The organism is Pseudomonas sp. 22490 (assembly GCF_052044465.1).
Lineage (GTDB): Bacteria > Pseudomonadota > Gammaproteobacteria > Pseudomonadales > Pseudomonadaceae > Pseudomonas > Pseudomonas aeruginosa.
The window spans coordinates 1-440 of the sequence record NZ_JBQENS010000107.1; the positions used below are offsets into that span (position 1 = coordinate 1).

Annotated in this window: 1 pseudogene; it reads right to left on the bottom strand. The window is 70.7% G+C overall.

Annotated features, from left to right (window positions below):
- Positions 1-440 (bottom strand): annotated as a pseudogene (locus ACTJJX_RS35120) (DNA cytosine methyltransferase); the annotation flags it as partial.

Genomic DNA, 440 nt, shown 5'->3' on the forward strand with positions numbered 1-440 from the left:
CCGCGGGGATCGGCGACGGAGTACGTGCCCTGGCCGGGCGACTTGACGCCGATGATGGCGCCCGAGGTGTCAGTCCAGCGGCGCACGCCGTACTGCTGGTACTGCAGGGCGTTTGCCGGCGCGCGAGGATCCGCGACTGAGAACCGCCCGTTCATCGGGCGGCTCGCGCCGGCGACAACGCCACACGAATCGCCCCAGTGATTCACGCCCAGGACGCCCCGGTGGTACTCCGGCACGATGATCAGATCGCGCAGGTAGCCGTCCTCGACGGCCAGGTCATTCAGGCTGCGCCAGTCGCTGCCGGCGCGCACCAGGGCGAGGCGCACCCAGGTCTTCCACTGCAGGGACGGTACGCGGTGCATTGGGCCGGCGGCCTCGATGTCGCCGGGAAGCGGCATGCGGCCGAGGATGTCGCCGACGGCGCGGAGCGACTTCTTCTC